31 protein-coding genes are annotated in these 24291 nt (G+C 39.4%); 27 read left to right on the forward strand and 4 right to left on the reverse strand.

Translation table 11 applies throughout. The features are described 5' to 3' along the window. The 12 genes from mraY to dnaJ all read left to right on the forward strand — a co-directional run bounded on the left by mraY (position 1) and on the right by dnaJ (position 11114). Entirely contained in the window at positions 1-981 is a 981-nt protein-coding gene (gene mraY, locus AXE83_RS02375; RefSeq protein WP_049508285.1) for a phospho-N-acetylmuramoyl-pentapeptide-transferase, read from the forward strand. 129 nt (positions 982-1110) lie between these two features. Beyond that, positions 1111-1638 carry an FUSC family protein gene (locus AXE83_RS02380; protein WP_025171302.1) on the forward strand — a complete coding sequence of 176 codons (528 nt, stop codon included), beginning with the start codon at positions 1111-1113 and terminating at the stop codon, positions 1636-1638. Positions 1639-1713: 75 nt separating this feature from the next. Then, a complete protein-coding gene (gene glnR / locus AXE83_RS02385) occupies positions 1714-2070 on the forward strand; it encodes a transcriptional repressor GlnR (protein WP_000659543.1) in 357 nt (118 codons plus the stop codon). 35 nt (positions 2071-2105) lie between these two features. Continuing rightward, positions 2106-3452: a type I glutamate--ammonia ligase gene (gene glnA, locus AXE83_RS02390; RefSeq protein ID WP_045763630.1), complete on the forward strand. Its 1347-nt coding sequence runs from the start codon at positions 2106-2108 to the stop codon at positions 3450-3452. A gap of 119 nt (positions 3453-3571) precedes the next feature. Beyond that, positions 3572-3892 (forward strand): PadR family transcriptional regulator, encoded by a 321-nt coding sequence (locus tag AXE83_RS02395; protein WP_060955281.1) that lies wholly within the window; start codon positions 3572-3574, stop codon positions 3890-3892. Beyond that, positions 3892-4467: a DUF2812 domain-containing protein gene (locus tag AXE83_RS10450; protein ID WP_083500972.1), complete on the forward strand. Its 576-nt coding sequence runs from the start codon at positions 3892-3894 to the stop codon at positions 4465-4467. The genes AXE83_RS02395 and AXE83_RS10450 overlap by 1 nt, the downstream gene beginning before the upstream one ends. A 21-nt stretch (positions 4468-4488) precedes the next feature. Next, entirely contained in the window at positions 4489-4995 is a 507-nt protein-coding gene (locus AXE83_RS02405; RefSeq protein ID WP_060955282.1) for a DUF2812 domain-containing protein, read from the forward strand. A 167-nt stretch (positions 4996-5162) separates the two neighbouring features. After that, entirely contained in the window at positions 5163-6197 is a 1035-nt protein-coding gene (gene hrcA, locus AXE83_RS02410) for a heat-inducible transcriptional repressor HrcA (RefSeq protein WP_060955283.1), read from the forward strand. A gap of 26 nt (positions 6198-6223) precedes the next feature. After that, positions 6224-6739 (forward strand): nucleotide exchange factor GrpE, encoded by a 516-nt coding sequence (gene grpE, locus AXE83_RS02415; protein WP_060955284.1) that lies wholly within the window; start codon positions 6224-6226, stop codon positions 6737-6739. 374 nt (positions 6740-7113) lie between these two features. Next, entirely contained in the window at positions 7114-8937 is a 1824-nt protein-coding gene (gene dnaK, locus AXE83_RS02420; protein ID WP_045763636.1) for a molecular chaperone DnaK, read from the forward strand. 208 nt (positions 8938-9145) lie between these two features. Continuing rightward, on the forward strand, positions 9146-9778 hold the full coding sequence (locus tag AXE83_RS02425) for a DJ-1/PfpI family protein (protein ID WP_060955285.1): 633 nt from the start codon (positions 9146-9148) through the stop codon (positions 9776-9778). Positions 9779-9977: 199 nt separating this feature from the next. Continuing rightward, positions 9978-11114, forward strand: coding sequence for a molecular chaperone DnaJ (gene dnaJ, locus AXE83_RS02430; protein ID WP_060955286.1), 1137 nt, complete (start codon positions 9978-9980; stop codon positions 11112-11114). 199 nt (positions 11115-11313) lie between these two features. On the opposite strand, the gene AXE83_RS02435 is transcribed toward dnaJ, so the two are convergent. From AXE83_RS02435 to AXE83_RS02445, 3 genes are all read right to left on the reverse strand, one after another. Further along, positions 11314-11967 carry a hypothetical protein gene (locus tag AXE83_RS02435; RefSeq protein WP_083500974.1) on the reverse strand — a complete coding sequence of 218 codons (654 nt, stop codon included), beginning with the start codon at positions 11965-11967 and terminating at the stop codon, positions 11314-11316. A gap of 84 nt (positions 11968-12051) precedes the next feature. Next, the gene (locus AXE83_RS02440) at positions 12052-12339 is read right to left on the reverse strand and encodes a hypothetical protein (protein ID WP_045763640.1); all 288 of its coding nucleotides are present in this window, start codon (positions 12337-12339) and stop codon (positions 12052-12054) included. Between the two features lie 9 nt (positions 12340-12348). Then, complete coding sequence (locus tag AXE83_RS02445; RefSeq protein ID WP_060955288.1) at positions 12349-12759, reverse strand: HIT family protein; 411 nt, start codon at positions 12757-12759, stop codon at positions 12349-12351. A 67-nt stretch (positions 12760-12826) separates the two neighbouring features. Here AXE83_RS02445 and AXE83_RS02450 point away from each other — a divergent pair, with 67 nt between their 5' ends. Together AXE83_RS02450 and AXE83_RS02455 are read left to right on the forward strand one after the other, a co-directional pair. Further along, positions 12827-13558 (forward strand): ABC transporter ATP-binding protein, encoded by a 732-nt coding sequence (locus AXE83_RS02450; RefSeq protein ID WP_060955289.1) that lies wholly within the window; start codon positions 12827-12829, stop codon positions 13556-13558. Next, complete coding sequence (locus AXE83_RS02455; RefSeq protein WP_060955290.1) at positions 13555-14604, forward strand: ABC transporter permease; 1050 nt, start codon at positions 13555-13557, stop codon at positions 14602-14604. Before AXE83_RS02450 ends, AXE83_RS02455 begins: the two co-directional genes overlap by 4 nt. A gap of 156 nt (positions 14605-14760) precedes the next feature. Here AXE83_RS02455 and AXE83_RS02460 read toward each other — a convergent pair whose 3' ends face one another. Continuing rightward, positions 14761-15090 carry a hypothetical protein gene (locus tag AXE83_RS02460; protein WP_060955291.1) on the reverse strand — a complete coding sequence of 110 codons (330 nt, stop codon included), beginning with the start codon at positions 15088-15090 and terminating at the stop codon, positions 14761-14763. A gap of 280 nt (positions 15091-15370) precedes the next feature. Here AXE83_RS02460 and AXE83_RS02465 point away from each other — a divergent pair, with 280 nt between their 5' ends. The 13 genes from AXE83_RS02465 (at position 15371) to trmB (ending at position 24192) form a co-directional block, all read left to right on the forward strand. Beyond that, positions 15371-15709 carry a LytTR family DNA-binding domain-containing protein gene (locus tag AXE83_RS02465; protein WP_049504297.1) on the forward strand — a complete coding sequence of 113 codons (339 nt, stop codon included), beginning with the start codon at positions 15371-15373 and terminating at the stop codon, positions 15707-15709. Between the two features lie 4 nt (positions 15710-15713). After that, positions 15714-16451: a response regulator transcription factor gene (locus AXE83_RS02470; RefSeq protein ID WP_060955292.1), complete on the forward strand. Its 738-nt coding sequence runs from the start codon at positions 15714-15716 to the stop codon at positions 16449-16451. A gap of 13 nt (positions 16452-16464) precedes the next feature. Next, positions 16465-17814 carry a sensor histidine kinase gene (locus tag AXE83_RS02475; RefSeq protein ID WP_060955293.1) on the forward strand — a complete coding sequence of 450 codons (1350 nt, stop codon included), beginning with the start codon at positions 16465-16467 and terminating at the stop codon, positions 17812-17814. Between the two features lie 101 nt (positions 17815-17915). After that, positions 17916-18272, forward strand: coding sequence for a hypothetical protein (locus AXE83_RS02480; RefSeq protein WP_060955294.1), 357 nt, complete (start codon positions 17916-17918; stop codon positions 18270-18272). A 197-nt stretch (positions 18273-18469) separates the two neighbouring features. Beyond that, positions 18470-18622, forward strand: coding sequence for a hypothetical protein (locus AXE83_RS10930; protein ID WP_148130295.1), 153 nt, complete (start codon positions 18470-18472; stop codon positions 18620-18622). Beyond that, positions 18619-19023 carry a hypothetical protein gene (locus AXE83_RS02485; RefSeq protein WP_060955295.1) on the forward strand — a complete coding sequence of 135 codons (405 nt, stop codon included), beginning with the start codon at positions 18619-18621 and terminating at the stop codon, positions 19021-19023. Before AXE83_RS10930 ends, AXE83_RS02485 begins: the two co-directional genes overlap by 4 nt. Before the next feature lie 502 nt (positions 19024-19525). Next, a complete protein-coding gene (locus AXE83_RS02490; protein WP_060955296.1) occupies positions 19526-20128 on the forward strand; it encodes a CPBP family intramembrane glutamic endopeptidase in 603 nt (200 codons plus the stop codon). A gap of 329 nt (positions 20129-20457) precedes the next feature. Further along, a complete protein-coding gene (locus tag AXE83_RS02500) occupies positions 20458-20769 on the forward strand; it encodes a hypothetical protein (protein WP_060955298.1) in 312 nt (103 codons plus the stop codon). A 214-nt stretch (positions 20770-20983) separates the two neighbouring features. Then, entirely contained in the window at positions 20984-21673 is a 690-nt protein-coding gene (locus AXE83_RS02505) for a CPBP family intramembrane glutamic endopeptidase (protein WP_060955299.1), read from the forward strand. Positions 21674-21714: 41 nt separating this feature from the next. Next, on the forward strand, positions 21715-21963 hold the full coding sequence (gene blpZ, locus AXE83_RS02510) for an immunity protein BlpZ (protein ID WP_060955300.1): 249 nt from the start codon (positions 21715-21717) through the stop codon (positions 21961-21963). Positions 21964-21992: 29 nt separating this feature from the next. Further along, complete coding sequence (locus tag AXE83_RS02515) at positions 21993-22604, forward strand: CPBP family intramembrane glutamic endopeptidase (protein ID WP_060955301.1); 612 nt, start codon at positions 21993-21995, stop codon at positions 22602-22604. Positions 22605-22765: 161 nt separating this feature from the next. Next, positions 22766-23560 (forward strand): cell cycle regulator CcrZ, encoded by a 795-nt coding sequence (ccrZ, locus tag AXE83_RS02520; protein ID WP_060955302.1) that lies wholly within the window; start codon positions 22766-22768, stop codon positions 23558-23560. After that, positions 23557-24192, forward strand: coding sequence for a tRNA (guanosine(46)-N7)-methyltransferase TrmB (gene trmB, locus AXE83_RS02525; RefSeq protein WP_060955303.1), 636 nt, complete (start codon positions 23557-23559; stop codon positions 24190-24192). Before ccrZ ends, trmB begins: the two co-directional genes overlap by 4 nt. The last annotated feature ends 99 nt before the right edge of the window (positions 24193-24291 follow it).

The raw sequence follows: 24291 nt of genomic DNA on the forward strand, positions 1-24291 counted from the left end.
ATGCTTATTTCTATCTTTGCTGGAGTGATTGCCTTTATTCTAACAGTCATAGGAATTCCAGCCTTTATCCGTTTTTACCACAAAGCACAGATTACCGGTCAACAGATGCATGAGGATGTCAAACAACACCAAGCAAAAGCTGGGACACCAACAATGGGAGGACTCGTCTTTCTCCTAGCAGGAGTTTTAGTTAGTCTGGTCCTTGCTCTCATGACTAATCAATTAACCAATAATGTCGGAATGATCCTCTTTATCCTGGTCTTATATGGTTTGGTCGGTTTCTTGGATGATTTCCTCAAGGTTTTCCGCAAAATCAATGAAGGACTTAATCCTAAACAAAAACTCTTGCTCCAGTTAGTCGGAGGAGTGATCTTCTATTTCTTCTATGAAAGAGGAGGAGATATCTTAAATGTATTTGGTTATCCCTTGCATTTAGGAGTTCTGTATATTCTCTTTGCCCTCTTCTGGTTAGTTGGTTTTTCAAATGCAGTTAATCTGACTGACGGAATCGATGGCTTGGCAAGTATTTCTGTTGTGATTAGCCTATCTGCCTATGGAGTGATTGCCTATGTGCAAAATCAGCTCGATATCTTACTAGTGATTGTAGCTATGATTGGTGGTCTTCTTGGCTTCTTTGTCTTTAACCACAAGCCTGCTAAAGTTTTCATGGGAGATGTAGGTAGCCTAGCCCTTGGAGGGATGTTGGCGGCTATTTCCATGGCACTGCACCAAGAATGGACGCTGCTTTTGATTGGTCTAGTGTATGTCTTTGAAACAACATCTGTTATGATGCAAGTCACCTACTTTAAGTTGACTGGAGGAAAACGTATCTTCCGTATGACACCAGTTCACCATCATTTTGAGTTGGGGGGCTTTTCTGGGAAAGGCCAAGCTTGGAGTGAGTGGAAGGTCGACTTCTTTTTCTGGGGAGTGGGCTTATTCGCTAGTCTCTTGACTTTGGCTTTCATGTATTTGTTCTAAAAAGAGAGTGTGGAATCATCAGATAGAGAAGGATTAAGTTCCTTCTCTTTTCTATTTCCATCAGTTTATTGCATCCCCTTCTCAAAAATAGGTAAATTTATGGTAAAATGGAAATAGAAAGTTGAAATGATGAGTTATTTTAAAAAGTATAGATTTGACAAATCCAAGTTTAAGTTAGGGATGCGAACTTTCAAGACAGGGATCGCTGTTTTTTTAGTTCTCATGATTTTTGGTTTTTTTGGTTGGAAAGGACTTCAGATTGGAGCCTTGACTGCAGTTTTTAGTTTAAGAGAAGACTTTGACAAGAGTGTTCATTTTGGTACTTCTCGTATTCTCGGAAATAGTATCGGTGGTTTTTATGCCCTGATTTTCTTTCTCTTAAATAATCTTTTTCATGGCGCCTTCTGGGTAACTCTCCTTGTTGTTCCAATTTGTACCATGTTAACCATTATGACAAATGTTGCTATGAACAATAAAGCAGGTGTTATCGGTGGAGTTGCGGCTATGTTGATTATTACCTTATCAATTCCAAACGGTGAGACAGTTTTGTACGTGTTTGCTCGAGTTTTTGAAACCTTTATGGGTGTTTTTGTAGCAATTCTTGTAAATTACGATATTGATCGTTTACGGAGCATTTTACTGAAAAAAACAAAATAATGTCACAAGATATAACATTATTGATTGACGATTGAATTTTTTTAGACTATAATAGACAGAAAGAAGGAAGTGTACATGAAGGAAAAAGAATTTCGTCGCAATATGGCAGTTTTTCCTATTGGTAGTGTTATGAAGCTGACCGATCTTTCGGCGCGCCAAATTCGTTACTATGAAGACCAGGAATTGATTAAACCTGATCGCAACGAAGGTAATCGCCGTATGTATTCTTTGAATGATATGGATCGATTGCTTGAGATTAAAGATTATATCTCTGAAGGTCTGAACATTGCTGCCATCAAGAAAAAATATGCTGAACGTGAGGCGAAGTCTAAAAAACCAGTGAGTCAAACTGAAGTGCGTAGAGCGCTTCGGAATGAAGTTCTCCAGCAAAGTCGCTTCGCTTCTCAACAATCACCTTTTGGTCGCGGTTAGGCAACCGCAAGTCGTCATATATAAGGAGAAAAACCATGCCAATCACAGCTGCAGATATTCGTCGTGAAGTTAAGGAAAAAAATGTAACCTTTATCCGTCTCATGTTTTCAGATATTTTGGGAACTATGAAAAACGTCGAAATTCCTGCTACAGATGAACAACTAGACAAGGTCTTGTCAAATAAGGCTATGTTTGATGGATCTTCTATTGAAGGGTTTGTTCGTATCAACGAATCAGATATGTACCTCTACCCTGACTTGGACACTTGGACAGTCTTTCCTTGGGGAGATGAGAACGGTAGTGTCGCAGGATTGATCTGTGATGTCTATACAACAGAAGGGGAACCATTTGCGGGAGACCCTCGTGGAAACCTCAAACGTGCTCTTCGTCACATGGAAGAAGTTGGATTCAAATCTTTCAACCTTGGACCAGAGCCAGAATTCTTCCTATTTAAGCTTGATGAAAATGGAGATCCAACTCTTGAGGTAAATGACAAGGGTGGTTACTTTGATTTGGCACCTACTGACCTTGCTGACAACACTCGTCGTGAGATTGTGAATGTCTTGACCAAAATGGGATTTGAAGTTGAAGCAAGTCACCACGAAGTTGCTGTAGGTCAACATGAGATTGACTTTAAGTACGATGAAGTTCTTCGTGCTTGTGATAAGATTCAAATCTTTAAACTCGTTGTAAAAACAATTGCGCGTAAACATGGTCTCTATGCAACCTTTATGGCTAAACCAAAATTTGGTATCGCTGGTTCAGGTATGCACTGCAATATGTCTTTGTTTGATGCTGAGGGAAATAATGCCTTCTTTGATCCAAATGATCCAAAAGGAATGCAGTTATCAGAAACTGCTTACTACTTCCTTGGTGGTTTGATCAAACATGCCTACAACTATACAGCTATCATGAACCCAACCGTTAACTCATACAAACGTTTGGTTCCAGGCTACGAAGCCCCTGTTTACATCGCTTGGGCTGGCCGTAACCGTTCACCGCTTGTCCGTGTACCAGCTTCACGCGGAATGGGAACACGTTTGGAGTTGCGCTCGGTGGACCCAATGGCAAACCCTTATATTGCTATGGCTGTTCTTTTGGAAGTCGGTTTGAACGGTATCGAAAACAAAATTGAAGCACCAGCACCAATCGAAGAAAATATCTACATCATGACTGCTGAAGAGCGTAAAGAGGCTGGCATCACAGACCTTCCATCAACTCTTCACAATGCTTTGAAAGCTTTGACAGAAGACGAAGTGGTTAAAGCAGCTCTAGGTGAGCACATCTATACTAGCTTCCTTGAAGCCAAACGCATCGAGTGGGCAAGCTATGCAACTTTTGTCTCACAATGGGAAATTGATAACTACCTAGATCTTTACTAATGATAAATCAAAAAGATTGTCCGTGAGGACGATCTTTTTTTCTTGCATTTTATATCGAGGTGTGATATATTTTATGTAACGAAGTGCGATATATCGAACTGAATAGGAGGTCTGGTTAAATGGAATTAACAGATAAGATTAGGCGTGTCTACATTCCCATGACTGAAACGGGATTTTATATTCTGTTCTGTCTGCAAAAGGAGAACCATGGCTATGGTATTACGCAAACGGTCAAAGAAATGACAGATTCGCAGGTTTCGATTAGTCCTGGAACCATGTATGGAACCTTGTCAAAGATGGAAAAGGATGGTTTGATTTCCTTTGTCCGAGAAGAGGAAAAACGAAAAATCTATCAGATAACAGACTTGGGCCGAAAAGTTTTAGATATTGAGTTGAAACGTATTGAACGACTCTACAGAAACAGTCGGGAGGAGCTTTGATGGAAAAGAAAGTTGTTTATAGGATTTGTACCATTGCGGATTATGATAGAGAGGCTCTCTATCTCAGAGAAATGCATGCTCAAGGCTGGAAACTTAAGGAAGTAAGTTACTCTAACTTAGTGGTTGCGGTTAAGTATACTTTTGAAGAGTGCCAACCGGAGCAGGTGGTTTATCAGTTGGACTTTTATCCTATGAAAAAGTCAGAGAGAGCTTCCTATTTACAACTGTTTAAAGATTTTGGCTGGGAGCATATTACAAACTTTAATGGGTTTTCCTATTTTAGAAAGCTTTATTCTGGAGTTGAGTCGGATGCCGAGTTTGAAATTTATAATGACGCGGCCGGGAAGTTAGCAATGGTCAAGAAGATTTTAACAATGCGGATGCTTCCTATTTTGCTTCTCTTTTTAGCTCTACTACCGATTTTATCAAAGTTTGTCAGTGGAGGTAGTCATTTCAGTTGGGAAATGTTTTTGATTGTTATCATAGATTGTACTCTATTGATAGTTTTTGCGATTCAGATTTCATATGTTTTTTGGAGATTGTTTCAAAAGTGGAAAGAATTATCTGATAAATAGAACCATTTTGGAGGTTAGACAATGAATAGCAAAGTACAATTTCGAATGTTTACCATTTTTGATTTGGATAAGGTAGAAGATTATTTGCATGAGATGCATTTGAAAGGTTGGAAATTTAAATCGAATCGTTTTGGCTTTTTCTATTTTGAACAATGCCGACCAGATGATGTAATTTACCTTGTGTGGAATACTAGCTACCTTAGAAAAAATGAGGTAGATTTACAAAGTATTAAGGATAGAGGATGGGAATTTGTGGAAAATTGTTCTTATACTGTTTTTCGAAAAGCAACTTGTGATGTAGATTTAAATGATCAATCTTTCATGAACAATCATCTTCGATGGGATGTTGTGAAATCTGGACTTCGTACATCGATAGTTTCTATCTCTGGAGGTCTAGTTGTTTGTATGAGTCTGTTTCGCGAAAGCCTCTCTCATTCTTTCTTCCTTATTTTTGCCCTATATGCTCTTATGATTACTTATCTAATCTATAGTTTTTACAGACTTAAACGGAAATATCTGGTTGATTGACAATAGTTTCTAGGTCCTCAGACTGATTTTTAGCACTCTTGGCAAAAGAGTGCTAATTTTTTGAGTTTTTGTCTTGACATTCTTTTCTAAGGGTGTATAATAGAATCATAAGTTAGCACTTGGATGTGTCGAGTGCTAAAAAAGATCTATCAGAGAGGAGTAGCGAGATGGTTACAGAACGTCAGCAGAATATTTTAAATCTGATTATTGACATCTTTACCAAAACGCACGAACCTGTTGGATCCAAAGCCTTGCAAGAGTCTATCAACTCTAGTAGTGCTACCATTCGAAATGATATGGCAGCTCTAGAAAAGCAAGGTTTGCTTGAAAAGGCTCATACTTCCAGTGGTCGGATGCCCAGTGTGGCTGGATTTCAATACTATGTCAAACACTCCCTATCCTTTGACCGTTTAGCTGAAAATCAAGTTTATGAGATTGTAAAAGCCTTTGATCAGGAGTTCTTCAAGCTTGAGGATATCCTTCAAGAGGCAACGAAAATCTTGTCAGACTTGAGTGGTTGTACGGTTGTAGCGCTAGATGTAGAACCAAGTAGGCAGAAGCTAACAGCTTTTGATATCGTTGTCCTCGGACAACATACAGCACTGGCAGTTTTTACGCTTGATGAGTCTAGAACAGTTACCAGTCAGTTTTTGATTCCGAGAAATTTCTTGCAGGAGGATTTAAATCGCCTCAAGACCATGATTCAAGAGCGTTTCCTGGATCAAACTGTTTTGGATATTCACTACAAGATTCGGACAGAGATTCCGCAAATTATCCAACGTTACTTTACAACAACGGATAATGTTATGGACCTCGTCGAACATATCTTTAAAGAAATGTTCAATGAAAATATCGTGGTTTCTGGCAAAGTCAATCTCTTGAATTTTGCTAATCTAGCAGCTTATCAGTTTTTTGATCAGCCACAAAAGGTTGCTTTGGAGATTCGAGAAAATCTGATTGGCGACCAGACGCAAAGTGTCCGAGTTGCGGATAGCCAAGAATCCTGTTTAGCTGACTTAGCAGTGATTAGCAGTAAGTTCCTGATTCCCTATCGTGGATTTGGAATCCTTGCGATTATAGGTCCGGTCAATCTGGATTATCAACAATTGGTCAATCAACTCAATGTAGTTAATCGAGTTTTGACCATGAAGTTGACGGATTTTTACCGCTATCTCAGCAGTAATCACTATGAAGTGAATTAAGATTGAAATCATTAAAGGAGGCGAAAATGGCCCAAGATATTAAAAATGAAGAAGTAAAAGAAGAGGAAGTTGTGGAAACAGCTGAAGAAACAGCTCCTGAGAAATCGGAATTGGATTTGGCTAATGAACGTGCCGAGGAATTTGAAAACAAATATCTTCGTGCCCATGCAGAAATGCAAAACATTCAGCGCCGTGCCAATGAAGAGCGTCAACTCTTGCAACGCTATCGTAGCCAAGATTTGGCAAAAGCAATCTTGCCATCACTTGATAACCTTGAACGTGCCCTTGCCGTCGAAGGGTTGACAGATGATGTGAAGAAGGGCTTGGAAATGGTCCAAGAAAGTTTGATACATGCTCTGAAAGAAGAAGGAATTGAAGAAATTCCAGCAGATGGTGAATTTGACCATAACTACCACATGGCCATTCAAACAGTTCCAGCAGATGACGAACATCCAGCAGATACCATCGCACAAGTCTTCCAAAAAGGCTACAAACTTCATGACCGCATCCTAAGACCGGCTATTGTAGTGGTTTATAACTAGGCAATTCTGACGGTAGCTAAAGCAACTCGTCAGAAAACGGCAATCGCTATGGCGTTTGCCTAGCCTCCTTACTAACTCGTCGTCGAAATAATATCGATTTCGACTTCTCGTGTCGCAACTTATATACATTGAAACCTTGTCCGAAACGACAATAAACTATGAAAGAAAGATAAGAAGCAAGCCGGAGGCTTGCAAGGAAGATATTTCCCGCCGTGGTGAAAGTTTCAGTAGCTTGTGCTACTGAAACAGGGGATTTTTGAGACAATAGGCTCAAAAATAAGTGATGAAATCCCGAAGGGAGTTGCTCACGTCCCCACCACTTAAGGGGAAATATCAAAAAGAAAAAAAGAAGATAAATTTAAGGAGAAAAACATATGTCTAAAATTATCGGTATTGACTTAGGTACAACAAACTCAGCAGTAGCAGTTCTTGAAGGAACTGAAAGCAAAATTATCGCAAACCCAGAAGGAAACCGCACAACTCCATCTGTTGTGTCATTCAAAAACGGTGAAATCATCGTTGGTGACGCGGCAAAACGTCAAGCAGTAACAAATCCAGATACAGTTATCTCTATCAAATCTAAGATGGGTACTTCTGAAAAAGTTTCTGCTAACGGTAAAGAATACACTCCACAAGAAATCTCAGCTATGATCCTTCAATACTTGAAAGGTTACGCTGAAGAATACCTTGGTGAAAAAGTAACTAAGGCTGTTATCACAGTTCCAGCTTACTTCAACGATGCTCAACGTCAAGCAACAAAAGACGCTGGTAAAATCGCTGGTCTTGAAGTAGAACGTATCGTCAACGAACCAACTGCAGCAGCTCTTGCTTACGGTTTGGACAAGACAGACAAAGAAGAAAAAATCTTGGTATTCGACCTTGGTGGTGGTACATTCGACGTATCTATCCTTGAATTGGGTGATGGTGTCTTTGATGTATTGGCAACTGCAGGGGATAACAAACTCGGTGGTGACGACTTTGACCAAAAAATCATCGACCACTTAGTAGCAGAATTCAAGAAAGAAAACGGCATTGATTTGTCAACAGACAAGATGGCCCTTCAACGTTTGAAAGACGCGGCTGAAAAAGCTAAGAAAGACCTTTCTGGTGTAACTTCAACACAAATCAGCTTGCCATTCATCACTGCTGGTGAAGCTGGACCTCTTCACTTGGAAATGACTTTGACTCGTGCGAAATTTGACGATTTGACTCGTGACCTTGTAGAACGTACAAAAGTTCCAGTTCGTCAAGCCCTTTCAGATGCAGGTTTGAGCTTGTCAGATATCGACGAAGTGATCCTTGTCGGTGGTTCAACTCGTATTCCTGCCGTTGTAGAAGCCGTTAAAGCTGAAACTGGTAAAGAACCAAACAAATCAGTAAACCCTGATGAAGTTGTGGCTATGGGTGCTGCTATCCAAGGTGGTGTCATCACTGGTGACGTCAAAGACGTTGTTCTTCTTGACGTAACTCCATTGTCACTTGGTATCGAAACAATGGGTGGAGTATTTACAAAACTCATCGACCGCAACACTACTATTCCAACATCTAAATCACAAGTCTTCTCAACTGCAGCAGATAACCAACCAGCCGTTGATATCCACGTTCTTCAAGGGGAACGCCCAATGGCAGCAGATAACAAGACTCTTGGACGCTTCCAATTGACAGATATCCCAGCTGCACCTCGTGGTATCCCACAAATCGAAGTTACATTTGACATCGATAAGAACGGTATCGTATCTGTTAAGGCCAAAGACCTTGGAACTCAAAAAGAACAAACAATTGTTATCCAATCTAACTCAGGTTTGACAGATGAAGAAATCGACCGCATGATGAAAGATGCAGAAGCTAACGCTGAAGCAGATAAGAAACGTAAAGAAGAAGTTGACCTTCGTAACGAAGTAGACCAAGCTATCTTTGCGACTGAAAAGACAATCAAGGAAACTGAAGGTAAAGGCTTCGATGCAGAACGTGATGCTGCCCAAGCTGCCCTCGATGAGCTTAAGAAAGCCCAAGAAGACAACAACTTGGACGAAATGAAAGCAAAACTTGAAGCATTGAACGAAAAAGCTCAAGGACTTGCCGTTAAACTCTACGAACAAGCCGCAGCAGCGCAACAAGCCCAAGCAGGAGCAGAAGGCGCACAAGCAACAGGAAATGCAGGCGATGACGTCGTAGACGGAGAGTTTACGGAGAAGTAAAACAATCCAGTGGATTGTTTTAGCGGAACCTCTTGAAATAAAGAAAGGTTCCGAGATTTTAGGATTCCTTTAATCCGAAAATCAATTCAGCCTTACTAGTTCAAAAACAAAGTATAATCGACTTTGTTTTTGAACGTCGTAATGATAAGAAGAAATCCAGAGGTTGCAACCCAGCCTCTGTTTTTCGGTAAAATAGAGGATGTTACGTATGAAAAAAGTACTTTGTATCATTTATCCTAATTTTTCTCTCTATGAGATAACCGCTTTAACAAGTACTTTAGCTCTGTCTTTTGACGTCACGATTGATTATGTCGCTTCAGATCACTCGATGGTGGTCTCTGAGGATGGTTTGCCCTGTCAACCGACCAAAACACTAGATCAGATCCGTATAGAAGAGTATTCTTGTGTGATTTTGCCAGGAATGGTAAATATAGGACCTGCCCTACAGGATGAGAAATTGCTTTCGTTCTTGAGGAACCTTGGTGAGCAAGATATCCTCATTGCAGCCATTTCTTCAGCGCCTCTTTTATTGGCGAAAGCAGGCTTGTTGAAGGATACGAAATTTACAGGTGGAATTTGGCAAAACTTCTTTGACTATTTTGAATTTCTTCCACGTGAAAATTTCCAACCGAAAGTTCTTGTGCAAGATAAACAAATCATTACGGCTATTGGTTTTGCGCATCAAGAGTTTGCAAGAAAAGTAATTCTTAGTCTAGGTTTGGCAGAGAATACGGATAACTATTTTAAAGAACAGAACGAGTATGCTGAAGAGGATTTGATATTTACTCTATCGGACCAAGAGTTTGATCAAGTGAAGCGAAGTATAGAAAACATCCTCTAAAGATTTACTTATAAATTATAGAAAGGAACAAAGAGTGTTCGGGGAATTGAACCTGAGTTCTAAAGTTTCTTACTCAATATGAAAGAAAGGAATTGAATCCGACCTAAATTCTCGGAAAAAAGATAAATCTGTCTAGGAGCATCGCTCCTGCGTCAGATTTCCTATTTTTCAGTCGAATTTTACGGTCTTGGTATCTTAAATGAACAATACTGAATTTTACGACCGTTTGGGCGTTTCGAAAAATGCATCTCAAGATGAGATCAAGAGAGCCTATCGGAAATTATCTAAAAAATATCATCCAGATATCAACAAGGATCCTGGAGCTGAGGACAAGTACAAGGAAGTTCAAGAAGCTTATGAAACTTTGAGCGATGAACAGAAACGTGCTGCCTATGACCAATACGGTGCTGCGGGTGCCAATGGTGGTTTTGGTGGTGCTGGCGGTTTCGGTGGCTTCGATGGAGCAGGTGGTTTTGGCGGATTTGAAGATATCTTCTCAAGCTTCTTTGGTGGTGGCGGTGCATCACGTAATCCAAATGCCCCTCGTCAAGGTGACGACCTCCAGTATCGCGTTCATTTGACTTTTGAAGAAGCTATTTTTGGTACAGAAAAGGAAGTCAAATACAATCGTGAAGCAAGCTGTCGTACTTGTAATGGGTCTGGTGCCAAACCTGGAACAAGTCCAGTTACTTGTGGACGCTGTCATGGTTCAGGTGTGATCAATGTTGATACCCAAACACCTCTTGGTATGATGCGTCGCCAGGTAACCTGTGATGTCTGTCATGGTCGTGGTCAAGAAATCAAAGATCCATGTACAACCTGTCATGGAACTGGTCATGAAAAACAAGCCCATAGCGTACACGTAAAAATCCCTGCTGGTGTGGAAACAGGTCAACAAATCCGCCTAGCTGGTCAAGGTGAAGCTGGCTTTAATGGAGGCCCTTATGGTGACTTGTATGTAGTAGTTTCGGTGGAAGCTAGTGATAAGTTTGAACGTGAAGGAACCACTATCTTCTACAATTTGAACCTCAATTTTGTTCAAGCAGCACTTGGTGATACAGTAGACATCCCTACAGTTCATGGTGATGTAGAATTAGTCATTCCAGAAGGAACTCAGACTGGTAAACGATTCCGCCTACGTGGTAAAGGTGCGCCTAGCCTTCGTGGTGGTGCCCTTGGTGACCAATATGTTACTGTCAATGTTGTTACCCCAACAGGTTTGAATGACCGCCAAAAAGCAGCCTTGAAAGAATTCGCAGCTGCAGGTGATTTAAAAGTAAATCCAAAGAAAAAAGGCTTCTTTGACCATATTAAGGATGCCTTTGAAGGAGAATAAAGCATAAAGTAAAAAGAGCCTTCGGGCTCTTTTTCGTGCACTCTTTAGAATGTTATACTCAATGAAAATCAAAGAGCAAACTAGGAAGCTAGCCGCAGGTTGCTCAAAGCACTGCTTTGAGGTTGCAGATAGAGCTGACGTAGTTTGAAGAGATTTTCGAAGTGTATGAGCATGGGAGAAATAATCTCCGACTGATCTGCTATTGATATTTTTGAGTGAGTAAGCCAGCCTCATCCATGTCCTGGATGAGTTGCTTGAGTTCCGCTTCCTTGCCAGGTTTCACGGTGACGGTATCAATGTGCTTAATTGCCGAATTATCCTGAATATCCACCAAGGTCAAAGCTTTTTCATAGAATGCGATCCCCTTTTTCATGCTTTCCGGATCATTCAAAGTTAGAATTGTGTAAGAAGAATGTGATTTCTTTCCGTTTTCTCGGAAATACTTCTCGCCTTCCTTCTCTAAAAATTGGGATAAACCATGATTGAATAAGTTGTCCTCTACTGAATGGTAGGAAATATCACCTGCCTGTAGAACATAGACCTTAAGTCGATTTTTAGTCAGGTTAGGACTTTCTTTTAGGACTGGGTGGCTATTGACAACATCATCAGAGAATGTCACATAAAAATCCAACCCCCCGCCTTCGAATTGATAGCTTCCATTTGATTCTACTTTTTCAGGAGGCAGGTCAAGGGAGATGAAGATTTGTTTTAAGGCTTCATTTCCTTCTCGGATGTCACTCGGTGAGGCCTTGAACAGATTGGCCAGTATTAGAAATGCTAGGGCTACAAGAAGGCAGAGGACACCACAAATGATCAGGATGATCCGCGTCAGAACTTTAAAAAACTGTTTCATTTTCATGCCCTCCCTGGTCTGTTAGGATTTGCTAACCCAAATGGATTTAAAGGGGAAATAAGGAAAATTGGAGTTTCCCTTTCCTTAGTTTTCTTCAGTTTCCTGCAATTCTTTTAGTACAGCTAATCTTGTTTGGACGTCTTTTTCCAAGACTTTAAACTTATAGGTCAAATCTTTTTGATATTCCTTGATGAGTTCTTTTTGTTGGTCGATAATTTGCAGGCTATCTTGGATGATGTCTAAGTCATCCTTAATGGCTTCAACACGATCAGTTGTATCTAGAACCTCTTCAGTGATAGCTTGGCGGTTCTTAACGAGGAGGTATGAACCGACCGCAGAACCTGCAAAAAGTAGTAAATTTGATAGTTTCATAGTGACTCCTTAGGCGTTTTTGATCGTTTCAGCGACTTGGGCAAGTTTGTCAAAGTCTGGTTCATGAGCGACAAAGTCAATTTTTAGGTCATCATCTGCGCCATAACGAGGAACGAGGTGGACATGGGTATGGAAAACAGTTTGTCCAGCAACTTCTTCGCAGTTGGCGATGATATTCATACCTTCAGCTTTGGTAGCTTTCATGACTTTTTGAGCAACCTTTGGTACTTGGGCGAACAGTTGGCTAGCACTTGCAGCATCCATTTCTAAAAGATTGCGGTAGTGTTCTTTTGGTACGACCAAGGTGTGACCAGGTGTTACTTGTGAGATATCAAGGAAGGCAAGAACTTGATCATCTTCGTAAACCTTTGATGCGGGAATCTCTCCTGCGATAATTTTACAAAAAATGCAATCTGACATAAAATCTACCTCTACTGTATTGAATTTTGATATAATATAGCTACATTATACCAGATTTGGAGAAAATATGTTAGAAATTAAAAATCTGACTGGGGGCTATGTTCATGTCCCTGTCTTGAAAGATGTGTCCTTTACAGTCGAGAGTGGACAGCTGGTCGGTTTGATTGGTCTCAATGGTGCAGGAAAATCAACGACCATCAATGAAATTATTGGACTTTTGACACCTTATAGTGGAGAAATAAACATCGACGGGCTAACCTTAGGTGCCAATCCGCGAGAATATCGTCAGCAGATTGGTTACATTCCTGAAACTCCTAGTTTGTACGAAGAATTAACTCTCAGAGAACATATCGAGACGGTTGCCATGGCCTATGGTATTGAGCAAAACCTAGCTTTTAAACGTGTAGAACCTCTTTTAAAGATGTTCCGTTTGGATCAGAAATTAGATTGGTTCCCTGTTCATTTTTCAAAAGGGATGAAACAGAAGGTCATGATTATCTGTGCCTTTGTTGTGGATCCGAGTCTCTTTATCGTCGATGAACCTTTCCTTGGTCTTGATCCTCTGGCGATTTCGGACTTGATTCAGCTTTTGGATCTTGAAAAGAAAAAAGGGAAGTCTATCCTCATGAGTACCCACGTTCTTGACTCTGCTGAAAAAATGTGTGATTCTTTTGTCATTCTCCACAAAGGTCAAGTCAGAGCTAAAGGGGATCTTGAAGAGCTGAGACAAGCTTTTGCCATGCCGGAAGCAAGTCTCAATGATATCTATTTAGCTTTGACCAAAGAGGAGGACAGATGAAAGAGTTGTTTCTAAAGCGAAAGCAGGCTTTTCGTAAAGAGTGTGTCGGTTATCTGCGTTATGTGCTCAATGACCACTTTGTCTTGTTTTTACTGGTCTTAGTAGGTTTTCTAGCCTATCAGTATAGTCAACTGCTCCAGCATTTTCCTGAGAATCATCTACCAATCCTAGGTTTAATTGGGATTGTCTCTGTTTTACTCTTACTTTGGGGAGGAATAGCGACCTATGTGGAAGCGCCTGATAAGCTCTTTCTCTTAGTAGCTGAAGAAGAAGTGAGAGAACACATCCAGAAGCAAAGTTTAGTTTCCTTCATCTTTTGGGTTAGTGTACAGACTCTCTTTTTGCTCCTTTTTGCTCCTTTATTTTTAGCCATGGGCTTAGGCTTAGGAGTTTTTTGGGTCTATGTTCTTCTTTTGGGAGTCGGGAAATATTTCCTGTTTCAGAAAAAAGCTGGCAAGTTTTTTAGTGCAAATCATCTGGACTGGGACTATGTGATTGCCCAAGAAAGTAAACGCAAGCAGTTTTTACTTCGTTTCTTTGCCCTCTTTACCCAAGTCAAGGGAATTTCAAACAGCGTCAAGAGACGAGCTTATCTAGATGTTATCCTAAAAGCAGTTCAGAAGGTGCCGAGCAAGATTTGGCAGAACCTCTATCTTCGTTCTTATCTGCGAAATGGAGATCTTTTTGCCCTCAGTCTTCGTCTCCTCTTCCTATCCTTGCTGGCGTTGATCTTTATTGAGCAAGCTTGGATAGCGACAGCAGTGGTGGTTCTATTTAACTACCTCTTGCTCTTTCAGTTATTGGCCCTCTATCACGCCTTTGATTACCAATATTTGACTCAACTTTTCCCGCTAGACAAGGGGCAAAAGGAAAGGGGATTACAGGCGGTTGTCCGAGGATTGACTGGTTTTGTTTTATTGGTTCAACTGGTAGTTGGGGTGATTACCCTCCAAGAAAAACTAGCTCTTTTAGCCCTGCTTGGAGCTGGATTGGTCTTACACATCTTGTATCTCCCTTATCAGGTGAAACGTCAGATGCAGGACTAAATCTTATAAGATTAGATGAAAAAATAAGTTGAGTTCAGGTTGGCTCAACTTATTTTTATTTACGTGACCTCAATGAACATCAAAGAGTAAACCAGAAACTAGCCGCAGATTACTCAAGAAGAGTCTAACATGGTTTGAAGAGATTTTTGAAGACTATTACAAGATAAGGGTTGGTCCGTAGAGACTCAACTTGGTCTTGACTTGGTCAAAGTGAAAGCGGTCATAGGCTCTCCAAGCGGCGCGAGTAGGAGCGTCTGGATTGAGGGCACTGAGGCCCATGAGAAGACTGGAGGTCTGGTAAAATTTTTCCAGCTCAATCAAGAATCGATTATCCACTGTCTCAGCTTTAGAGAGAAAGCGGAGGATATTGTCCAGTTGCTCCTGAAAGCGGACATCGTCAGCTGTTGCCTTTTTGCAGACTTGGTAAGCTTTGTTTAACTCAGTTATCAGTGTCTGAGCTCTTTTGATGGGGTCTGAATCCGTCATGAGAATTCCTCCTTTGTGATGGTTTTAAAGTTGTTTTAAGCCTTTGTCTTTCTATAATCCTAGCCTATCACTTTTTACTCTTTTTTTACCTTCAAATCTTTAATTGTCATTGAAATTTCCTGAATGGTAATAGCGGGATTTTATGATAAAATAGTTGTAAGGTTATCATAGTTATTTTGTAAAAACTTCGACACTTTAGGAATTTTTAAGAACCGTTTAGGATTTGGCAAAAAATGGATTCTAGACTTATGCTATCCTCTCTTCAGGAGGATTTTTATCCATGATTTATATCATCATCCAAAAAGAGAAAGAAATTTTCAAATTAAACATAAAGGATATCTACTATATCCAAACGCATCCAAGTAAAGCCCATACCGTGCAAATTGTTACAGAAGACGCTAGCTTTGATTTGTTTCAAAATTTAAGCAAGCTTGAGAAACAATATGGGGAAACCTTAACGAGATGTCATCGAAATTGTCTGGTCAATCTTGAACGAGTAAAATCCATGGAACTCCAGTCAAAGACTCTTTTTCTTGGAGAAGAAGGTCAATATGCTGTTCAGTATTCCAGACGTCGTTATAGAGAAATTCGCCAAAAATGGTTGAAACAAGGAGAATAAGAAGATGAGAATATTTGTTTTAGAAGATGATTTTTCCCAACAAGCTAGGATTGAAACGACGATTGAAAAACTTTTGAAAAAACAGAGTATCATCCCCAGTTCTTTTGAAGTCTTTGGCAAGCCAGACCAACTGCTGGCAGAGGTGCATGAAAAGGGGGCGCATCAGCTTTTCTTTTTGGACATTGAGATTCGAAATGAAGAGATGAAGGGGCTAGAAGTGGCTAGAAAGATTCGGGATCGGGATCCTTATGCCCTGATCGTCTTTGTGACGACTCACTCAGAGTTTATGCCCCTGTCCTTTCGCTACCAAGTGTCTGCTTTGGACTACATTGATAAGGCCTTATCGGCAGAGGAGTTTGAATCTCGGATCGAGACAGCCCTTATCTATGCCAATAGTCAAGATAGTAAAAGTTTGGCGGAAGATTGCTTTTACTTTAAATCAAAATTTGCTCAATTCCAGTATCCCTTTAAAGAGGTTTACTATCTCGAAACGTCCCCAAGACCCCATCGTGTTATTCTCTATACCAAGACGGACAGGCTGGAATTTACGGCGAGTTTAGAGGAGGTTCTCAAGCAGGAGCCCCGTCTCTTGCAGTGCCATCGCTCTTTTCTTATCAATCCAACTAATGTAGTTCGTTTGGATAAGAAAGAAAAACTGCTTTTCTTTCCCAATGGTGGAAGTTGTCTAATCGCCCGTTATAAGGTCAGGGAAGTATCTGAGGCTATCAATAACTTACACTGAGTGAGGAGAATTTATGTATATTTTTTGGATGATATTGTATTCACTAGCTATTAGTGGGCTAGAAATTATCATGTTCTTTAAGGTAGATGGAATTAGTCTCACTTTCGATAGAATTTTTAAGGCCTTTCTTCTAAAATTTCTTCTAGCAGCAATTGTTACAACTTTTAAATTTTTAGTCTTGACTGACTATCTGTCATACTTTATAGAACCCTTGTTCGGCATCAGCTTGTCTCTCATATTGTTAAGAGGGCTTCCTAAAAAACTCCTTTTCTTTTATGGTCTCTTTCCAATTGTATTGATGGATATTTTTTACAGAAGTGTCTCCTATTTTGTGTTTCCGTTTTTTGGGAAAGGGATTGTAGATGGATATGGAAATCCTCTCTTTTTGTTGATTATGATATTCGTTTACTCCATAGTATTAGTCTTTTTGAAATGGTTGGACTATGATTTCACTAGCTTGAGAAGGGAGAGCCTAGATAAAGATTTTCAAAAATCCTTGACTAAGATTAACTGGATAATGGGGGCTTACTTTCTAGTCATGGAAAGTCTGTCTTACTTTGAATATGCATACGATATCCAATCAAAGACTGTTCGCCATCTAATCCTAGTCTTTTACCTCCTTTTTTTTATGGGGATTATCAAGAAATTGGATACCTATTTGAAGGAAAAACTTCAGGAGAAACTGAACCAAGAACAGGCTTTGCGCTATAGAGATATGGAGCGCTATAGTCGGCATATAGAGGAACTTTACAAGGAAGTACGGAGTTTTCGTCATGACTACACCAACCTCTTGACTAGCTTACGTCTGGGTATTGAAGAGGAGGATATGGAGCAGATAAAAGAGGTCTACGACTCGGTCTTAAAGGATTCTAGTCAGAAATTGCAGGACAATAAATATGACCTGGGCCGATTGGTGAATGTTCGGGATCGTGCCCTCAAAAGTCTTCTAGCTGGAAAATTTATAAAAGCTAGAGAAAAGGACATTGTCTTTAATGTCGAAGTTCCTGAGGAGATTCAGGTCGAGAGTATGAGTCTGCTTGATTTTCTAACCATTGTGTCTATCCTTTGTGACAATGCTATTGAAGCCAGTGTAGAGGCCAGTCAACCTCGCGTTTCAATCGCCTTTTTAAAAAATGGAGCACAGGAGACCTTCATTATTGAAAACTCCATCAAAGAAGAGGGCATAGATGTTTCTGAAATATTCTCTTTTGGAGTTAGTTCTAAAGGGGAGGACCGAGGTGTTGGTCTCTATACCGTCATGAAGATTGTGGAAAGTTATCCCAATGCCAGTCTCAATACCACCTGTCAAGATCAAGTCTTTCGTCAGGTTTTGTCGGTTCATTTGCTGTCAACTTCTGATTAGAGAATGTGTGAGCAAGAGGACCTTGGCATTTTAACTTGAAAAAAACTGCAACTATTTATCCTTATACAGCCTGACTTTTTACAATGTTCGAGGAAAAATAAATGAACCAGAAATCTTATTTTATAGCTTGTTCTGTACTGATCATCCTATCCAATCTTCTCATGTTTTCTCTAGTCAATGAGGGAGAAGGTACAGGAGCTAATCTGCTTATAATTGTTGCAACCTGTGTCTTGCTACCAGCCTTTTTACATGCAGTTGAAAATCAGCAGACATCATTGGTTAGGGCAGAATCCTTGCTCCTCGTTCAGATGGCAGTGGTTTCCTTAGTCCGTCTCATCAGCCGAATAGAGAGGACACCTGAAATCTTACATACAGGCCTCACCCTCCTAGTTTTAGCAAGCTGGGCAGCCTTTATCGTCCTAGCTATCATGAGAATGTATCAGAAAAAAGAGAAGTAAGGATGAGAGCATTTTAATTGGTTATGGTTTATTAGGGCAAGCATGTTTTCCGTGCTTGCTTTTTATTTTTTCTACAATTTAGGAGGTTTTGATGACCATTCATGATTTGGGAAAATTAAGGTCAAAAGGAGTGCTATACTAGCAGTGTAAAGGATATAGCTCAACTAAAATAAAGCACACATTTAGGAGGAAATTTTATGAAGAAAAAAATACTTGTCATTTTCATCTTGTATCTAATCATGTCTCCTATTGGGGATAGTAATTGGTATCATTTATTTTATACCATTGCCTATCTGATTGCAGTTATAATCTATTTTGCTTTAATGAGAAAGAAAGGAGCAAAGAAATGAAAACTTTTCTTGCTAAAAAACGGAACATCTTCCTTGCGAGATTGTTCCTAGGTCAGTTACCTGTACTGATCTCTACTTATTTATTTCTATCTCGTCAGTTTTTACATTTTTCCTTAGTTTTTCAATTGCTTTTAGTGGTTGTTAACTTGGCTTCTATTTTGGTGATTGTTTACCTCACTAGAGAAATGAGAGTGAGAAAGTTTGAAGATGATGAGTTGGTCAATCCGAGAACCAATCAACTCATGTTCATCGGATTGACAGGTTTTATGTCTATTATCGGTTTGTATAGAGGTATGACGGCGGCAGAATCCTATCAGCAACTGATTGGTTATATTGCTTCTGTTCTCTGCTTAATCATCATGCTGCTGCTCATTTGGGGCTTGAAGTATTATAAAAAGTAAGCTCACAAAAAGGACTTACAGGCAGTGTTTTCAGACTACGGGATTTTTCAAGAGGGGTTCTTGCAATTTAAGAGTTTTTGATGACCATTTAAGATTTGGATGCAAAACCTAAAAAAGCAGTGCTATACTGAGTGTGTAAAAGTTACAAGGATACCAATGCTAAACTGAAATAAAGGAGTGATTCTTATGGCGAAAAAAATAATTACGATTGTCATCTTGTATGTAATCATGCAAACTTGTCTTTATCCGCTTAGGGGAAATGAGTGGTATTATGTAATGGATGCACTAGCATACTTTGCTTCGGTTTATATCTTCGTTCAGTTCAATAAAAAATGGAGAAAAAGCCACTTTGAATCTTGAACATAGAAGTTTTATAGGTCTGGAATAGATCATCAAAATAAGATGGATGATTTTAAAATAATATCTGCTAAGTATTATCTGTAAAATGCAAAATTCTTGAATCCTTATTTTGATGATTCTAAATAGGAGAGAGGTTGTGTTTATGGCCATTTTTAATAAATGTCATGCTGTGTTTGTTGGATTTTTAGCCTTTATAATAGTTACTTCAGTAGGTTATACCATCAATCAAGGAGATTTTTTTCAAAACGAGTACATATTTATTATAGCAAAGACTTTCTGGATTTCACTGAGTATTGCCTATGCGAAATGGTTTGATATGGTTTCGCTAAGAAGGTTAACGAAGAAAGAAATTCTACTTTTTATTGGAAGCTTTCTTATTTGTGTGCTGGTAAATATAGGTTATTATAGTTTTTTTACAGTCTCTTCTGGTGCTGGATATCAACACCTTGAGGCTACTAGTACAGGAATTTCCTTATCCTTTATTGCAAGCGTGACAGTTTTTGGGCCTATTCTGGAGGAATTTGTTTTCAGAGGTATCCTTCAAGGTGCGGTTTTTGAAAATTCTTGGTTGGGGCTTATACTGACTGCCTCTCTCTTCTCTTTCCTGCATGCTCCTTATAATGTTCCTTCATTTATCTATTATCTATTTGGAGGTTTGATGCTGGGCTTTGCTTATAAAAAGAGTCAAAATCTATCGGTGCCTATCTTAGTCCATATCTGTTACAATTGTTTATCATTCTTCTAGTAGTTGACAGTGGTTAAATTTACAAAGGAATGTAGAGGATGGTCAGTTAGCGTCATAGTGACTAGGGAACTGATCTGGTAGATGTGAAATCAATAGATGGAGGAATCAAATGAAAAAGTATGTCGAATTGTTAGATTTATTTGCTCGAGTTGTAATAATATTGCTATCTCTTGTTCTTTGTATAAGAGTACTCATGATTTCAACAGAACTCTGGAGACATGTTCTTGTACTGGTAAGTACCCCTGTTACGATCTATAGTCTGCTAAAACATAGACCAGGCAAGAAGAACATAAAAACCCTGTGAGAATCTTAAAAGAAAGATTAAAAAGATGCAAGCAAAATATAAAAATCAAATAGTAGAAGTTTGGGAAATTGGTAAAAATACTCCTAAATCAGGTTGGGTAGAAGACGCCTTGCAAAAGAATTACATAGTATGGCTAGACAATCATGTCCGAATTTTAATGGCAGGACTTCAGTCTTCTCTTGCAACCAATCTCAAAATTGGCCTAGTCGGAACGGCAGGAGGAGGTTTTGCTGGTTATAGTATGTATGTCCTTGGCTATCCAGGAGATTATCTTGACCTCACAAATCATAGAGTAGTATCTGCCAAGGCTTTTCATCGAGACTATCAAGTTTTATAAAATAATTAGGTAGAAAAAGGATGATGGTCTATCATTTTGAAAAGAATTGACTACCTAGATGATGAAAAATATAAAGTTTTTAACAGCAACAAAAGTACACAAGGGTAGATGTATTGGCTTATCAAAGTCATGGTGATAGCTACCGAGACTGAATACTGGAGGATTAAATGATAATTAGTGGCAGTTACGATAGCAAAGCTATGAGGGAGTTTCTATGAAAAAATATTCTATTCTTTTCAAAACGAGTGCAGTTCTTTCCTATTTATTTTTGTTTTTCGGGTTGTCTTGGACAACCCAATTTTGGAGAAATTATTGGGAGTTCTCGTCTTGGGTAGGAAATCTTATCTGGATTCGAAACATCATTAGTGTTCTCTTTATAGGTTTGATGGTTTGGATTTTGATCAGGTCGAGCCATGCTTATCTCTTTCGTATCCCTAGGAAAAAGTGGTTGAGTTATTCTGTTCTGACGATGTTAGCAGCTGTCGTTCTTATAAGCTTTAACTATCTGACAGCTAAACATGTTCAGGGGACAAACGAAGGTTGGAATTTATTTATTGCTTATAGTGAGACCAATTTTGCAGAGTTCGGAGTTTACCTAACCTTAATAGTACTAGGACCTCTGATGGAAGAATTGGTATGTAGGGGACTGCTTCAACATGCCTTCTTTAAGAATTCAAGATGGGGACTGGATATTCTATTTCCGTCGGTTTTGTTCGCCTTACCCCATTTTTCAAGTTTTCCTAGTCTACTAGACCTTCTGGTTTATACAGCAGTTGGATGTATATTTGGTGGTTTGACACGCTATACAAAGACTATCTATCCTTCTTACACGATTCATATTGTTAATAATATCATCGCAAACTTACCATTTTTGCTCACTTTTCTACATAGGGTATTGGGGTAAAAAAACCAAAGGCTTACTTTTCAGCCATAGAGGAGGTCATCATGTATAAACACTTATTTTTCCTAGATTCAAAAACCTTAGACTGGTTGACGCCCTATATTCTAGACTTGGCTTCTGACACCATTGCCTTTAATGTTTTTGTGCTAACCTTTGTATCTGTGGTGGTCTTTTATTTCCTGAATCCCATGTTAGCTTTAATAGCTATATTCTTAGGGGCTGGCTATGTGGTCGGATTTTGGTTGTTAAAATGGTTTGTTTTGGAAAGGCTAGAACTAAAGGATGACATGTAGGAAGTCTGTTTGTTGAGGAGGATAATTTGATGGAGTTTTTTGATAAATTTCATGCCTTATGTTTTGGATTTTTAGTACTAATAATCGTCATTACAGTTCCTTATACGATTAACCATGGAGATTTTTTTCAAAATGAATCTGCACTGATTATTGTAAGTCTTCTTGTAACCTCGATGACTGTTGCTTATGCTAGACAGTTTGAAATGATTTCTTTTGGGATGTTAAGCAAGAAACAACTTTTGCTTTTCATTGCAATCTTTCTTCTAAGTGTGCTTGAGACGCTAGTTTATATTCATTTCTTCGCTGTTTCTTCTGGCGCAGGAGTTCAACACTTGGAGGAAGTCAGCAGAGGAATTTCTCTGTCTTTGATTTTGACTACCTCAGTTTTTGGACCCATCCAGGAGGAACTCATTTTCAGGGGACTTCTTCAGGGGGCTATATTTGAAAATTCTTGGTTAGGGCTTGTGCTAACTTCCTCTCTCTTTTCTTTCATGCATGGACCTTCTAATGTCCCTTCGTTTATTTTTTATCTACTTGGAGGCTTGTTACTGGGCTTTGCTTATAAAAAGAGCCAAAATCTATGGGTTTCTACTCTAGTCCATATGTTTTACAACAGTTGGCCACTCTTATTTTATTTATAAAAATCATGAAAGGTAAGTAGGAGATTGTGCTTACCTTTTTCTTTCTATAATGATAACCCAAACCACCCCAGAGGCTTTTATTTGAGAATCAGGTCTGGACTGGTTGACGAATAGGCTAAAAACTAGTAGAATAGTAAGGAAACTTTATACGGAGGAAAGAAATGGACTTGGGTGATATTGAGCTAACGCTGACCCCTATACCTGGGAAAAGCGGAAAAGCTTATATGGGAAGCTACCCTGATGGGAAGCGCGTCTTTATTAAAATGAACACCTCTCCAATCCTACCTGGTTTAGCCAAGGAACAAATCGCTCCTCAATTATTATGGACTCGCCGTTTATCGGATGGGCGTGATATGTGTGCCCAAGAATGGTTGAATGGTAAAATTTTGACCCCTTATGATATGAATCGCAAGCAGATTATCAATATTTTGAGCCGCTTGCATCGTTCGCGTCCTTTGATGACGCAATTGACTCGTTTGGGCTATTCTTTAGAAACACCTTTTGACTTGCTTCAGGCTTGGTTAAAAGATGCTCCAGAATCCTTGAAGAACAATCAATATCTAAGAATGGTAGTAGAGGATTTGCGAGGAAGCTTGCCAAACTTTAGGGAAGATTATGCAACGATCGTTCATGGAGATGTACGACATAGTAATTGGATTGAGACAGAGAGCGGTCTTATTTATTTAGTGGATTGGGATTCCGTTCGTTTAACGGATCGCATGTTTGATGTAGCGCATATGCTATGTCACTATATTCCAGACTATCAGTGGAAAGAGTGGTTGACTTATTACGGTTACAAATACAACCAAACAGTCATCAACAAACTATTTTGGTATGCTCAGTTATCCTTCTTGAGCCAGATTGCCAAATATTATACAAATGAAGATCTAGAAAATGTCAATCGGGAGATCTATGCCTTGCGCATCTTCCGTGACAAGTATGGAAAGAAGAGATGAGAGTTAGAAATCGTAAAGGGGCAACAGAATTACTAGAGGCTAATCCTCAGTATGTTGTCTTAAATCCTTTAGAAGCCAAAGGGAAATGGCGAGATTTATTTGGAAATGACAATCCTATCCATGTTGAGGTTGGTAGTGGTAAGGGTGCTTTTGTGACAGGTATGGCCAAACAAAACCCTGACCTCAACTATATCGGGATTGATATTCAAAAGTCTGTTTTGAGTTATGCCTTGGACAAGGTCTTGGAAGTTGCTGTACCCAATATTAAGTTGTTGTGGGTTGATGGTTCTGATTTGACCGACTACTTTGAAGATGGTGAGATTGATCGCTTGTACCTAAACTTTTCAGATCCGTGGCCTAAAAAACGCCATGAAAAGCGTCGTCTAACCTATAAGAGTTTCTTGGATACCTTCAAGCGTATCTTGCCTGAACACGGTGAGATTCATTTCAAGACAGATAATCGTGGCTTGTTTGAATACAGCCTAGTGAGTTTTTCTCAATATGGCATGAAGCTCAATGGAGTTTGGTTGGACTTGCATGCCAGCGACTTTGAAGGCAATGTCATGACAGAATATGAAGAAAAATTCTCAAGTAAGGGTCAAGTTATCTACCGAGTTGAGGCAGAATTTTAAGAAAAAGCTTAAAATCAAGCCTTCTGAGTGCTTATACTTTACATAAGTAGTCAAAAGTGCTATACTGTAAGTAAGAATATGAGAAAGTGAGGCGGGGAA

The sequence above is a fragment of the Streptococcus sp. oral taxon 431 genome (genome assembly GCF_001553685.1).
Classification (GTDB): domain Bacteria; phylum Bacillota; class Bacilli; order Lactobacillales; family Streptococcaceae; genus Streptococcus.

What these genes read in the sequence shown, in the direction of transcription:
- mraY (WP_049508285.1), top strand. Translation starts at nt 1, where the DNA reads ATGCTTATTTCTATCTTTGCTGGAGTGATTGCCTTTATTCTAACAGTC.
- AXE83_RS02380 (WP_025171302.1), top strand. Translation starts at nt 1,111, where the DNA reads ATGAGTTATTTTAAAAAGTATAGATTTGACAAATCCAAGTTTAAGTTA.
- glnR (WP_000659543.1), top strand. Translation starts at nt 1,714, where the DNA reads ATGAAGGAAAAAGAATTTCGTCGCAATATGGCAGTTTTTCCTATTGGT.
- glnA (WP_045763630.1), top strand. Translation starts at nt 2,106, where the DNA reads ATGCCAATCACAGCTGCAGATATTCGTCGTGAAGTTAAGGAAAAAAAT.
- AXE83_RS02395 (WP_060955281.1), top strand. Translation starts at nt 3,572, where the DNA reads ATGGAATTAACAGATAAGATTAGGCGTGTCTACATTCCCATGACTGAA.
- AXE83_RS10450 (WP_083500972.1), top strand. Translation starts at nt 3,892, where the DNA reads ATGGAAAAGAAAGTTGTTTATAGGATTTGTACCATTGCGGATTATGAT.
- AXE83_RS02405 (WP_060955282.1), top strand. Translation starts at nt 4,489, where the DNA reads ATGAATAGCAAAGTACAATTTCGAATGTTTACCATTTTTGATTTGGAT.
- hrcA (WP_060955283.1), top strand. Translation starts at nt 5,163, where the DNA reads ATGGTTACAGAACGTCAGCAGAATATTTTAAATCTGATTATTGACATC.
- grpE (WP_060955284.1), top strand. Translation starts at nt 6,224, where the DNA reads ATGGCCCAAGATATTAAAAATGAAGAAGTAAAAGAAGAGGAAGTTGTG.
- dnaK (WP_045763636.1), top strand. Translation starts at nt 7,114, where the DNA reads ATGTCTAAAATTATCGGTATTGACTTAGGTACAACAAACTCAGCAGTA.
- AXE83_RS02425 (WP_060955285.1), top strand. Translation starts at nt 9,146, where the DNA reads ATGAAAAAAGTACTTTGTATCATTTATCCTAATTTTTCTCTCTATGAG.
- dnaJ (WP_060955286.1), top strand. Translation starts at nt 9,978, where the DNA reads ATGAACAATACTGAATTTTACGACCGTTTGGGCGTTTCGAAAAATGCA.
- AXE83_RS02435 (WP_083500974.1), bottom strand. Translation starts at nt 11,967, where the DNA reads ATGAAACAGTTTTTTAAAGTTCTGACGCGGATCATCCTGATCATTTGT.
- AXE83_RS02440 (WP_045763640.1), bottom strand. Translation starts at nt 12,339, where the DNA reads ATGAAACTATCAAATTTACTACTTTTTGCAGGTTCTGCGGTCGGTTCA.
- AXE83_RS02445 (WP_060955288.1), bottom strand. Translation starts at nt 12,759, where the DNA reads ATGTCAGATTGCATTTTTTGTAAAATTATCGCAGGAGAGATTCCCGCA.
- AXE83_RS02450 (WP_060955289.1), top strand. Translation starts at nt 12,827, where the DNA reads ATGTTAGAAATTAAAAATCTGACTGGGGGCTATGTTCATGTCCCTGTC.
- AXE83_RS02455 (WP_060955290.1), top strand. Translation starts at nt 13,555, where the DNA reads ATGAAAGAGTTGTTTCTAAAGCGAAAGCAGGCTTTTCGTAAAGAGTGT.
- AXE83_RS02460 (WP_060955291.1), bottom strand. Translation starts at nt 15,090, where the DNA reads ATGACGGATTCAGACCCCATCAAAAGAGCTCAGACACTGATAACTGAG.
- AXE83_RS02465 (WP_049504297.1), top strand. Translation starts at nt 15,371, where the DNA reads ATGATTTATATCATCATCCAAAAAGAGAAAGAAATTTTCAAATTAAAC.
- AXE83_RS02470 (WP_060955292.1), top strand. Translation starts at nt 15,714, where the DNA reads ATGAGAATATTTGTTTTAGAAGATGATTTTTCCCAACAAGCTAGGATT.
- AXE83_RS02475 (WP_060955293.1), top strand. Translation starts at nt 16,465, where the DNA reads ATGTATATTTTTTGGATGATATTGTATTCACTAGCTATTAGTGGGCTA.
- AXE83_RS02480 (WP_060955294.1), top strand. Translation starts at nt 17,916, where the DNA reads ATGAACCAGAAATCTTATTTTATAGCTTGTTCTGTACTGATCATCCTA.
- AXE83_RS10930 (WP_148130295.1), top strand. Translation starts at nt 18,470, where the DNA reads ATGAAGAAAAAAATACTTGTCATTTTCATCTTGTATCTAATCATGTCT.
- AXE83_RS02485 (WP_060955295.1), top strand. Translation starts at nt 18,619, where the DNA reads ATGAAAACTTTTCTTGCTAAAAAACGGAACATCTTCCTTGCGAGATTG.
- AXE83_RS02490 (WP_060955296.1), top strand. Translation starts at nt 19,526, where the DNA reads ATGGCCATTTTTAATAAATGTCATGCTGTGTTTGTTGGATTTTTAGCC.
- AXE83_RS02500 (WP_060955298.1), top strand. Translation starts at nt 20,458, where the DNA reads ATGCAAGCAAAATATAAAAATCAAATAGTAGAAGTTTGGGAAATTGGT.
- AXE83_RS02505 (WP_060955299.1), top strand. Translation starts at nt 20,984, where the DNA reads ATGAAAAAATATTCTATTCTTTTCAAAACGAGTGCAGTTCTTTCCTAT.
- blpZ (WP_060955300.1), top strand. Translation starts at nt 21,715, where the DNA reads ATGTATAAACACTTATTTTTCCTAGATTCAAAAACCTTAGACTGGTTG.
- AXE83_RS02515 (WP_060955301.1), top strand. Translation starts at nt 21,993, where the DNA reads ATGGAGTTTTTTGATAAATTTCATGCCTTATGTTTTGGATTTTTAGTA.
- ccrZ (WP_060955302.1), top strand. Translation starts at nt 22,766, where the DNA reads ATGGACTTGGGTGATATTGAGCTAACGCTGACCCCTATACCTGGGAAA.
- trmB (WP_060955303.1), top strand. Translation starts at nt 23,557, where the DNA reads ATGAGAGTTAGAAATCGTAAAGGGGCAACAGAATTACTAGAGGCTAAT.